General features: G+C 32.8%; 11 protein-coding genes, 1 tRNA gene and 1 pseudogene. 10 read left to right on the top strand and 3 right to left on the bottom strand.

Annotation, left to right across the window (positions count from 1 at the left end):
- Positions 1-70 precede the first annotated feature (70 nt).
- Positions 71-163 (top strand) — tRNA-Ser (locus DW269_RS11115).
- Between the two features lie 184 nt (positions 164-347).
- Here the strand turns inward: DW269_RS11115 and DW269_RS11110 are convergent.
- A complete protein-coding gene (locus DW269_RS11110) occupies positions 348-1,079 on the bottom strand; it encodes an MIP/aquaporin family protein (protein ID WP_117459961.1) in 732 nt (243 codons plus the stop codon).
- Positions 1,080-1,249: 170 nt separating this feature from the next.
- Between DW269_RS11110 and DW269_RS11105 the strand changes: the two genes are divergently transcribed.
- The 8 genes and pseudogenes from DW269_RS11105 to DW269_RS11070 all read left to right on the top strand — a co-directional run bounded on the left by DW269_RS11105 (position 1,250) and on the right by DW269_RS11070 (position 7,632).
- Positions 1,250-1,705 (top strand): peroxiredoxin, encoded by a 456-nt coding sequence (locus DW269_RS11105; protein ID WP_117459959.1) that lies wholly within the window; start codon positions 1,250-1,252, stop codon positions 1,703-1,705.
- Positions 1,702-2,436 (top strand): peroxide stress protein YaaA, encoded by a 735-nt coding sequence (gene yaaA, locus DW269_RS11100; protein WP_117459957.1) that lies wholly within the window; start codon positions 1,702-1,704, stop codon positions 2,434-2,436. Before DW269_RS11105 ends, yaaA begins: the two co-directional genes overlap by 4 nt.
- Positions 2,429-3,442 (top strand): CapA family protein, encoded by a 1,014-nt coding sequence (locus DW269_RS11095; RefSeq protein WP_199410095.1) that lies wholly within the window; start codon positions 2,429-2,431, stop codon positions 3,440-3,442. The genes yaaA and DW269_RS11095 overlap by 8 nt, the downstream gene beginning before the upstream one ends.
- A gap of 18 nt (positions 3,443-3,460) precedes the next feature.
- Entirely contained in the window at positions 3,461-4,333 is an 873-nt protein-coding gene (locus tag DW269_RS11090; protein WP_158546361.1) for a MurR/RpiR family transcriptional regulator, read from the top strand.
- Positions 4,334-4,456: 123 nt separating this feature from the next.
- Positions 4,457-5,863 carry a glycoside hydrolase family 1 protein gene (locus DW269_RS11085; protein ID WP_117459951.1) on the top strand — a complete coding sequence of 469 codons (1,407 nt, stop codon included), beginning with the start codon at positions 4,457-4,459 and terminating at the stop codon, positions 5,861-5,863.
- A gap of 4 nt (positions 5,864-5,867) precedes the next feature.
- Positions 5,868-6,512 carry an AAA family ATPase gene (locus DW269_RS11080; RefSeq protein ID WP_117459949.1) on the top strand — a complete coding sequence of 215 codons (645 nt, stop codon included), beginning with the start codon at positions 5,868-5,870 and terminating at the stop codon, positions 6,510-6,512.
- A gap of 13 nt (positions 6,513-6,525) precedes the next feature.
- A pseudogene (locus DW269_RS11075) lies at positions 6,526-7,075 on the top strand (chromate transporter).
- A complete protein-coding gene (locus DW269_RS11070) occupies positions 7,072-7,632 on the top strand; it encodes a chromate transporter (RefSeq protein WP_117459947.1) in 561 nt (186 codons plus the stop codon). The pseudogene DW269_RS11075 and the gene DW269_RS11070 overlap by 4 nt, the downstream one beginning before the upstream one ends.
- A 227-nt stretch (positions 7,633-7,859) precedes the next feature.
- Here the strand turns inward: DW269_RS11070 and DW269_RS11065 are convergent, their stop codons facing one another.
- Positions 7,860-8,522: a radical SAM protein gene (locus DW269_RS11065; RefSeq protein ID WP_233502507.1), complete on the bottom strand. Its 663-nt coding sequence runs from the start codon at positions 8,520-8,522 to the stop codon at positions 7,860-7,862.
- A gap of 255 nt (positions 8,523-8,777) precedes the next feature.
- Entirely contained in the window at positions 8,778-9,713 is a 936-nt protein-coding gene (locus DW269_RS11060; RefSeq protein ID WP_117459945.1) for a GTP-binding protein, read from the bottom strand.
- Between the two features lie 176 nt (positions 9,714-9,889).
- Between DW269_RS11060 and bsh the strand changes: the two genes are divergently transcribed.
- Positions 9,890-10,864, top strand: coding sequence for a choloylglycine hydrolase (gene bsh, locus DW269_RS11055; RefSeq protein ID WP_117459944.1), 975 nt, complete (start codon positions 9,890-9,892; stop codon positions 10,862-10,864).
- Positions 10,865-10,918 lie beyond the last annotated feature (54 nt).

Here is a 10,918-nt window from a genome sequence, read left to right as displayed (position 1 = left end):
TAGAGCAGAGGACTGAAAATCCTCGTGTCGCTGGTTCGATTCCGGCCGGAACCACCATTTTATTTATGATGCAGGTTTACCCAAGTCCGGCTGAAGGGATCGGTCTTGAAAACCGACAGAGGATTAACGTCCTGCGGGGGTTCGAATCCCTCAACCTGCGCCATTAATAAATATAACTCAGGATTCGTTCCTGAGTTTTTTTGTGCTTTATTTCATTTTGTGCTTTATTTCAGTTGTTCTTATGGGATAGGATAAGCATTTCAGTTACCAAACTCTCGATGCTTATCCTTTTTTATTACTCCCCTATTCTTTTAGGCAAAGAAAAAAAGCTATCGATTGATAGCTTCTTAGAAAATGTTGAAATATAATAGACAAGCACAGATACTTGCACAAATTGGAGCAAGTACTGGTACCCATGCATAATCCCACTGAGAAGTTCCCTTGTTCTTGATTGGTAAGATTGCATGTAAGATTCTTGGACCTAAGTCACGAGCTGGGTTTAAAGCTGGACCTGTAGGACCACCAAATGAAGCAACTAATGCCATAACTAATAAACCAACACCGATGAAACCAGCACCCTGATTGCCATGTTCGAAAATTGGTGAATGAGTAATAGATAATGCACAGAAGAATAAGATGAATGATCCGAAGAATTCGTTTACGAAACCATTGAACTTATTGTTTGTTGCATCAGTAGTTGAGAATGTACCTAAGATTGCATCAGGATTTTCTGTTGCATCATAATGTGGTTTGAAGCAAAGATAAAGAATAAACTGACCTACGATAGCACCAGCGAACTGTACTAAGATGTAAGGTAATACTTCAGCTAATGGTACATCACCTGCAACAGCAAGACCAATAGTGAATGCTGGGTTGATATGGTTACCAGAAATTTTACCAATCATAAGAGCTGGAATCATAACGGCCATACCATAACCGATTGCAATGATGACCCAACCACTGTGGCTTCCCTTTGTTCCCTTTAATTCCACGTTTGCTACTGAGCCGTTACCAATCATAACCATGATTGCAGTACCAAGGAACTCAGCAATGAGACGAGTAGTTAATGAAAATGTCATAATTGTCCCCCTATTTAATATTTAATTGTGTTTAATGACAAATGGGATTATAAAACCTGTATTTCAATGTGTCAACATGTTTCTAAAATGTTAATGCTTACAATCGTTTTTTTATGCATAGGTAGCACATTATTTCTATTTTTGGTATAATGCAAAAAGGAGGGTTTGTTATGTTAGAGATTAATACAAAGGCACCTTCTTTTAATCTACCAGATGAAGAAGGCAATATGCATACTTTAGAAGAATATAGAGGTCATCGTGTGATTCTCTATTTCTATCCTAGAGATAATACACCTGGATGTTCTAAACAGGCATGTGGGTTTAGAGATTTGTATCCTGAATTCTTAGAGAAGGATGCGGTAGTAATAGGAATCAGCAAAGATTCCATTGCAAGTCATAAGAAGTTCAAAGAGAAATATGAGTTACCTTTTACTCTACTTTCTGATACAGAAAAGAAGACAATTATGGATTATGATGTATGGAAAGAAAAGAAGAATTACGGAAAGGTAAGTATGGGTGTTGTAAGAACAACTTACCTTATTGATGAAGAAGGAATCATCATTAAAGCCAAGGAAAAGGTAAAGACTGCAGATAATCCTCAAGAGATGCTTGAGGCTTTATCATGAAGATTATTATGAGTCCTGCTAAGAAGATGAGAGTAGATGAGGATGCTTCTATTACTCCTACTACACCTTGTTTTCTTAATGAGTCTTATATATTAGAAGAAAAGCTTAAGAGTATGTCCTATGATGAGTTAAGAAGATTATGGAAAACTAATGAATCATTAACACATCAATGTTTTGAGGAGTTACAGGAGCGTCAGTTTAAACCATTGACATGTGCAATTCATGCTTATGATGGGATAGCGTTTAAGTATCTTCATCCTTTTTCTATGAGTGATAGTGAAAGAGAGTATTTAAACAAGCATTTACGTATTTTATCAGGGCTTTATGGGGTTTTAACACCTACTGATGGAATTGTACCCTATCGTTTAGAAATGGGCGTTAAACCGCTTAATTTGTATGAATTCTGGGGTAGTAAGATATATAAATCACTTGATGATCATGTGATTATTAATCTAGCATCTAAAGAATATTCTAAATGTATTACTGATTATTTAAAGAAAGATGATCAATGTATAGAAATTCAGTTTCTAAGAAATATTAAAGGGGTACTTAAGCAGCAGGCAACCTATGCGAAGATGGCTAGAGGAGCAATGATCTCTTATATGGCTAAAGAAAAGATAGAAAATATAGAGGACTTAAAGAAGTTTAATGATTTAGATTTTGTATTTGATGAAAAGCTATCTAATGATTATTGTTTTGTATTTGTGCAAGGGAGAAATGAAAATGAATAAGTTTTTAAAAGGTTTTGTATGTGCACTTCTTGTATTAAGTACTGGATGTGCTAAAGAAGAGAAGAAAGAAACACCAAAAAAGACTAAGAAAAAGACAGAAGAAACAGCTCAGGTCACTCATACTGATATTACTATGTCTTTTGTAGGTGATATGACTTTAGGTAATTATGCAGGTCAGGCATATGATGGGTCTTTTGATCAGGAATATGCGAAACAGGGTAATAATCCTGATTATTTCTTAAAGAATGTCAAGAGTGTTTTTGAACAGGACGATTTAACTATTGCAAATCTAGAAGGTCCTTTGACTGATGAAGAAAATCATGTTATTAAGTCATTCCCTTTTAAAGGTAAAAAGGAATATGCAAAGATTTTAACTAATAGTAGTGTTGAAGCTGTGACAGTCGCAAATAACCATTCTATGGACCGTTATCAGAAAGGGATGGATGATACTAAAGCAACTCTAGATGAGTATGGTGTAGGCTATTTCGGGTATTCAAAGAGCTATATTAAGGAAGTAAAGGGTATTAAGTTTGGTTTTCTTGGTTATGCATTTCCTAATGCTGTATCAAATGATATGAAGAATGCGATTACTGAATTAAAGAAGAAGACTGATTTTGTGATTGTTTATTATCATTGGGGTATTGAAAGAAACTATAGTCCAACTCAGGGACAGAGAGATTTAGCACATGCAACTATTGATGCAGGGGCGAATATGGTCGTAGGTAGTCATCCTCATGTGTTAGAAGGTATTGAAACATATAAGGATTCCCCTATCGTTTATAGTTTAAGTAACTTCTGTTTTGGTGGTAATAGAAATCCAAGTGATAAAGATTCTATGATCTACCAGCAGACATTCCACTTTACTAATAAGAAGATCACTAGTATGGAACATAAGATTATTCCATGTATGATTTCTTCTGTTAAGTATCGTAATAACTATCAGCCTATTATTGCGACAGGACAGGATGCAGAACGTATCTTAAAGAAAGTCAATACAATACAGTAAATGAAAGGTGTTGATCAAATGATTGAATATATCTTAAAAGAGAAAAAGAATATGACCAGTGGAGAAGAGAGAATTGCGGATTATTTCTTAGATAAAAAGACTTTACTTCATAAACAAAGCAGTCGTTCTATCGCATCTCAATTGTTTATCAACCCTTCTATGATTACTCGTTTTTGTCAGAAACTAGGATTTCATGGATATACTGATTTTCTTGAACAATATTTAAAAGAAATTGAATATAGAGAATCTCACTTCCAGGATCTTGATCCTAATCACCCTTTTGATGATCAAGATAAAAATACTGTAATCGCAAGTAAGATTGGACAGCTCTATCATGAAATTGTAGATGATACATTAAAGCTAATTGGTCATGATGATCTGCAAAATGCGATTAATTGTTTAAATAAAAGTGATATTATTTATGTTTATTCTGCAGGTGTACAAGGTGATGTAGCCCAGACTTTTAAAGATAAGATGTTGAAGATTGGAAAGAATGTGGTTCTTGAAACAAAGATGAATGAACTCTATTATCGTGCTTCTTATTGTTCTCTTAATTGTTCATTTGTTATTCTCTCCTACTCTGGAGAAATAGAATCAGAATTAAGAGGTGTAAAGAAGCTTAAAGAGAGACATATTCCTCTTCTCGCAATTACATCTTATGGAGATAATACGTTATCTCAATATGCAGATTATGTTTTAAATGTTTCTACAAGAGAAAGATTGAAAGATAATCTAGGTGATTTTGCGATGAATATATCTACGATGTTGATTCTAGATATATTATATGTAAGTATTTTTAATACTGATTGTTTAAAGCATGTTGAAAGAAGAAGATCTAGTTCACAGAGATTTGATTTATTTAGAACATCTAAGAATCCTAACATTAAGTAAGCAACATTGTTGCTTGGATATTATTAGAAACACATATCTTTTCGCAACGCGATTGAAAGAAGCCGTTCATTAATTGAGCGACTTCATTTTTTATTTATAATCTTAGTTGTAGAAAGAAAGGTGATGAAGATGTTTCCAAAAGATTTTCTCTGGGGTGGTGCAACGGCAGCTAACCAAATAGAAGGTGCTTATTTAGAGAATGGTAAAGGATTAAGTACCGCAGATGTGATGACTTTAGGATCTCATGAAAGAAAAAGACGTATTACAAAAAGTGTTGAAGAGAATGAATATTATCCTAGTCATAATGCAATTGATTTTTATCATCATTATAAAGAAGATATCGCATTATTTGCAGAGATGGGATTTAAAGTATATCGTATGTCTATTAACTGGACACGTATTTTCCCTAATGGGGATGAATTAACACCTAATGAAGAAGGACTTAAATTCTATGATGCAATACTAGACGAATTAGAGAAGTATCATATTATACCTCTTGTAACTATTTCTCATTTTGAAACACCTTTGGGACTTCAAAAATATGGTTCATGGAAAAATAGAGATGTAGTGGATTGTTATATACGTTTTGCGTTAGTTTTACTAAAAAGATACAATAATAGAATAAAATATTGGCTTACGTTTAACGAAATCAATTGTATGTCTACTCAGCCTTGGGTTGCAGCAGGTATTAATAGTGATGATGAGAGAGTAAGAATGACTGCAGCATATCATCAATTTATTGCAAGCGCAAAAGTTGTAAAGATTGCTCATAAAATTAATCCTGATAACAAGGTAGGAATGATGTATTGTGGACATTTCTCTTATGCATATAGTGCTAATCCTGATGATGTGATTGGAACGATGAATTTTATGCATAGTATGATGTTTTATTGTGATGTACAGTGTCGTGGATATTATCCTCAATATAAATTAAAAGAATTAGAGAGACTACATATTACCTTACCTATTCAAGAAGGAGATTTAGAAATACTTAAAGAAGGTAAAGTGGATTTCTTATCACTCAGTTATTATTGTACTCATGTAACTGGGAAAAAGACAAAAGGTATTCTTAAAGGTATGAATGGTTTAGATACAGGTTATAAGAATACATTCTTACCTAAGAGTGATTGGGGATGGACTATTGATCCCCAGGGGTTAAGATATGCATTAAATTATTTATATGATCGTTATCAATTGCCTTTGATGATTGTAGAGAATGGCTTAGGAGCTATAGATCAGTTGGAAGATAATAAGGTTCATGATACATATCGTATTGAGTATCTAAAAGCTCATTTAAAGGAATTATCTAAAGCAATTGAAATAGATGGTATTCCAGTGATGGGTTATACAATGTGGGGTCCTATTGATTTAATTGCGGCATCTACTGGTGAAATGAAAAAGAGATATGGTTTTATTTATGTAGATGTAGATGATTTAGGAAATGGATCTATGAAGAGATATAAAAAGGATTCTTTTTATTGGTATAAGAAAGTTATTGAAACAAATGGACAAATCTTAGAGGAGGATTAGTAGTATGAAGAAATACATTTTAATGGATAGTGAATATTGTAGTATGGGTAGATGGATTTCTGTTATTGTAGGTAAAAAGCTAGGAATGAAATTATATGAAGGCAAGGATCTTATAAAACTAGCTGATGAGGAGTGGTTGACTGAAGATTATTTAAAGGATTTTGATAATAGAATTGCGGATATGTCTTTAGAAGAAGTAAAAGCAAGCGATGAAATTAAAAAGGTTCATCAGGCTTTATCTAAAGCGATTTTAAAAGCAGTAGAAACTGGTCCATGTATTATTCATGAAAGAGCTGCAGGTGATGTACTTGAAGGACATCCAGATTGTTTAAAGGTACTTTTGTATAATACATCAATGGAACATCGCATCCCTCGTGCAATTGCGGATAAGACATATGATTTAGAAGGATTAGAACATGATGAATTAGTCAATTTTATTCATCGTGAAGATCATAAGCGTAAGGTTTATCGTGATGCCATTTCTCATCATTTATGGGGTGAAAAGGAAAGTTATGATATATGTTTAGATAGTGATGTTTTATCTAGAGAGAAGTGTGCAGAAATATTAATCGAAGCGGCAGCAGATTGTAAACTTGATTTAGAGGAATGTGCTCAAATTATTAAAAGTTCTTTTGACTGGACAAGATAAGAGGTAAATAGAGATGATCAAAAAACTTTGGAAATTATTTTATTCAATGGTCTATCTCAGTACTTTTACTTTTGGCGGTGGCTATGTCATTGTCACATTGATGCAGAAGAAGTTTGTAGATGAGTATCATTGGATCAATAAAGATGAAATGTTGGATTTAGTCGCTATTGCCCAATCAGCACCAGGTGCTATAGCCGTCAATGGTGCTATTGTAGTGGGATATAAGATTGCTGGTGTATTAGGTATTATTGTGAGTGTTATTGCAACTATTCTTCCTCCGTTTATTATTATTTCTGTAGTGTCTTTATTCTATTTTTAAAGAAAATTTATTTGTTCATTATATGCTTGATGGAATGCAGTCAGGTGTAGGTGCAGTGATTGGTGTTGTAGTTGTAGAAATGGCATTAGGTATCTTTAAGGAAAAGAAAATAAGTTATTATTTGATTATGTTTGGTTCTTTTATTGCGAATTACTTCTTTAAGGTAAATGTTGTATTGATTATTCTGACATGTATTGTGATTGGTATTGTTTATTCTATATATGAAAGGAGATTCGTGCAATGATCTATTTACAGTTATTTTTAAGTTTTCTACAGATTGGTGCTTTTAGTTTTGGTGGTGGTTATGCTGCAATGCCTTTGATTCAAAGTCAGATTGTAGATTTACATCATTGGCTGGATTTTAAAGAATTTACAGATTTAATCACTATATCACAAATGACACCTGGTCCTATTGCGATTAATTCAGCTACTTTTGTAGGAACTAAGATTGCTGGTATTCCTGGTGCTATCGCAGCAACTATAGGCTGTATTCTCCCTTCTTGTATACTTGTAACAATCATTGCATACTTCTATCTCAAATATCGTCATATGCGCTTTTTACAGAATATCTTGAACTACTTAAGACCTGCTGTAGTAGCATTGATTGCAACTGCTGGAGTTACTATTATGATTTCAGCATTATTTGGAAGTGAAGCAACAATTATATTAAATAACTTCCGTATTCATCAATTAATTATATTTCTATTTTGTGTATTTCTGCTTTGGTATAAGAAATCTAATCCAATATTTGTGATGATTCTTTCAGGGATACTCAATGTTATTTATCAAACAATTATTTAAAAAAGACTTCCGCTGAAGTCTTTTTTAAATAAAATCCAATAAGTTTAATCTATGATTTTCATATGTACGAAGATAGTTGAATATTTCTTCATGATCATGCATGATCCCATTTTCTTCACATATCTGATGAAATAGACGCATCAGATGTTTGTTATGTGGACTAGAGAGAATATAGCTATTACCATACTTGTTGATATATGTCTCTTTTAATCCAGGAAAATATTGATCTAGTTTAGAATAGAAGTACTCTCTATTCCCTTCCCTAAGTGTACTCCCATGTCAAAACAGATAATTCCTTTTACATGAGCTTGTATGCAATAATCAAGTATCCCTCTTAAGTTTTCTTCGTTATCATTGATAAAAGGGAGAATAGGTGTTAACCATACAACAGTCGGTATACCTTCCTCATAAAGAGTCAACAATGTTTCAAAGCGTTCTTTTGTAGAAGAAACATTGGGTTCTAGCTTTTTACACAGTTCTTCGTCATAAGTAGTTAAAGTCATCTGAATCACACATTTAGAGTGTGTCTGAATGGATTTCAGTATATCCAAGTCTCTTAATACACGTGATGACTTAGTGATCAGCGTGACTCCAAAACCGTTTCTATCAATGATTTCTAATGCGCCTCTTGTATACAACAATTGATCTTCTAGAGGAATATAAGGATCTGTCATAGCCCCCATGCCAATCATGCAGAGTTTTCTTTTCTTTCTTAGTGAAGTATCTAACAATTCTAATGCGTTCTCTTTGACTTCTATATCTTCAAACAAGTGATCCATATGATAGCAGTCACTTCTAGAATCACAATAGATACAGCCATGCAGACATCCTCTATAGAGGTTCATTCCATTACTAGATGATAATATACCTTTAACCTTTTTATAATGCATATTACTCCTTTTCTAAGCAAATACGACAATTTGTATAATGAAATCTTTTTAAAATATTCATATAATAATGCTGAAAAGAGATTTCCCACTCTTTTCTACCCTTCGAGGTCAGCAACCATTCCCTTCTTAGCTGACCTTTTTATTTATTCTTTACATAAAATTGGTTTATTCATTACCTTTTATCAATATAATACAGATGATGAAGATATGTGATCTCCACCATATTCTACATATATCCGCTTCATCAATTACCAGCTATGCTGGTTTTTTTATATATTCTTCTATCTTTTCTTTATTTAATGATTCACCAATGACAATAATGATTTCCTGACCTTTCGCAATTGTTTCAGTAGTAATCTGATCTTTTGTCGCATTAAGTTCAATCCATTGATCATTTTCTAGTATAAAGCCTTTGATTCTAAATACTTTACCACACTCAGAATCATTAAAAATAGATTGAGTTGCATGAATCAATTTTTCTTTAGTAATTGCTTGATTCATAAAAAACATAGTAGAGAAAGCTTCTTCTTTCTTAAAGAACATCTTAATAAAGCCTTCTAATTCATAACCAGAATGAAGAATAGAATTAAAGTCATCATTATTGAGTGTTTCTAAATCAAGACAGTCTTCTTTATTAAATCTTCTTTTACATTTAATGAGAGACATTGTGTTATTTAAGTGTGTGATTGTGTTATTGATTTCTTCTTCTGTGGCTTCACTAGAGCGACTGAGAATGATTTTACCAGCATCTGCAACCTGACACCCTAGTAAGTAATCTGATTGCTTAGAAAGGTTATTTTCTAGCTTAGAATTCACTAAAGCAATCACATTACCAATCTCATACCATTTATCTAATGGTTCTTCATGAAGTACATCAAAGAACTCATCGACATCATAAATTCCTGATGGTTCTACTAATATTCTATCAAAACCTCTCATACCCATAGAAATGAGTTTTGTCTTAAAACGGCGTCTATGACAGTCTAAATCTCCTCCACCAACAACCATTTCTAGTTCACATTGGTCACCTAATTCTTCTTCTAATACCATCATATCTACATTAATCGCACCAAAATCATTTTCCAATATTGCGATATGCAGTCCTTGATCAATTAAATATTTCGCATACTTCTTAATAAATGTTGTTTTACCTGATCCTAAAAAACCTGTAATTAAATCTACTTGTACCATAAGTTCACCTCTTGATTTTATTATATGTTGATATACTGTTTTGTCAAACAGTTCACATTAGTGACATATAATAGACATAGAATATTCTTTAGAAAGTATGTGTGAATTATGTCAAACTATGGACTTAACATACCCATATGTTTATGCTAGGATTCAGTTGAAAGGGGGCAGTGATTATGTGTACTGCTGCATGTTTTAAAGATAAAGATTGTTATTTTGGAAGAAATCTAGATTATGAGTTTTCTTATGGTGAACAGATTGTTGTAACACCTAGAAATTTTGAGTATGGTTTTAGATATACAGATGAACCATCTTACAAATATGCCATCATTGGAATGGCTCATGTCAGCGATGGATATCCATTATATTATGATGCAATGAATGAAAAAGGATTAGGTATGGCTGGACTCAACTTTGTAGGAAATGCCTATTTTAATCCTGTGGTTGAGAATAAGACAAATGTTTGTTCTTTCGAATTTATTCCTTGGATCTTATGTCAATGTGAAACTGTTGAGGAAGCGATTAATCTTATTAATGAAATGAATTTATGTGATACACCTTTTAGTGCATCATTCCCACCTGCTTCACTTCATTATATGATCAGTGACTCAAATAAGACTATTACTGTAGAAATCATGAAAGATGGAGTACATATCTATGATAATCCTGTAGGTGTATTAACTAATAATCCACCTTTTGATAAACAGATGTTTAATTTAAATAATTATATGTATCTCTCTACTAAACAGCCTGAGAATACATTCTCAAAAGATGTAAACTTATCTACTTATAGTAGAGGTATGGGTGCTTTAGGGTTACCTGGTGATTTATCATCAGCATCTCGTTTTGTACGTGTTGCATTCACTAATATGAATGTAACTAAAGGATTAAATGAACAGGAAAATGTCAGTCAGTTCTTCCATATTCTTGGTTCAGTAGAACAACAAAAAGGACTATGTGAAGTAGCCGAAGGTAAATATGAATATACTATTTATACTTCTTGTTGTAATTTAAATAAAGGTATTTACTATTACTCTACTTATCATGGTCATACAATTAAAGCTGTGGATATGCATAAAACAAATCTAGATAATAAAGATTTGACATGTTATCCAATGATTGATGAAGAAGTATTCTTTGAACAGAATTAATCGAGTAGGAGAAAATAATTAAAATTATTTTCGTCCTCTCACACCACCGGGCAA

Source organism: Catenibacterium sp. AM22-6LB, assembly GCF_003435615.1.
In the GTDB taxonomy this organism is placed as follows: Bacteria; Bacillota_I; Bacilli_A; order Erysipelotrichales; family Coprobacillaceae; genus Catenibacterium; species Catenibacterium mitsuoka_A.
Note: the sequence above shows the minus strand (reverse complement) of the source record. Positions and strands in the feature narration are given on the sequence as shown.

Bases quoted from the DNA above. Each gene is read 5' to 3' on its own strand.
- DW269_RS11110 (WP_117459961.1), bottom strand. From the start codon at position 1,079: ATGACATTTTCATTAACTACTCGTCTCATTGCTGAGTTCCTTGGTACT.
- DW269_RS11105 (WP_117459959.1), top strand. From the start codon at position 1,250: ATGTTAGAGATTAATACAAAGGCACCTTCTTTTAATCTACCAGATGAA.
- yaaA (WP_117459957.1), top strand. From the start codon at position 1,702: ATGAAGATTATTATGAGTCCTGCTAAGAAGATGAGAGTAGATGAGGAT.
- DW269_RS11095 (WP_199410095.1), top strand. From the start codon at position 2,429: ATGAATAAGTTTTTAAAAGGTTTTGTATGTGCACTTCTTGTATTAAGT.
- DW269_RS11090 (WP_158546361.1), top strand. From the start codon at position 3,461: ATGATTGAATATATCTTAAAAGAGAAAAAGAATATGACCAGTGGAGAA.
- DW269_RS11085 (WP_117459951.1), top strand. From the start codon at position 4,457: ATGAAGATGTTTCCAAAAGATTTTCTCTGGGGTGGTGCAACGGCAGCT.
- DW269_RS11080 (WP_117459949.1), top strand. From the start codon at position 5,868: ATGAAGAAATACATTTTAATGGATAGTGAATATTGTAGTATGGGTAGA.
- DW269_RS11070 (WP_117459947.1), top strand. From the start codon at position 7,072: ATGATCTATTTACAGTTATTTTTAAGTTTTCTACAGATTGGTGCTTTT.
- DW269_RS11065 (WP_233502507.1), bottom strand. From the start codon at position 8,522: ATGCATTATAAAAAGGTTAAAGGTATATTATCATCTAGTAATGGAATG.
- DW269_RS11060 (WP_117459945.1), bottom strand. From the start codon at position 9,713: ATGGTACAAGTAGATTTAATTACAGGTTTTTTAGGATCAGGTAAAACA.
- bsh (WP_117459944.1), top strand. From the start codon at position 9,890: ATGTGTACTGCTGCATGTTTTAAAGATAAAGATTGTTATTTTGGAAGA.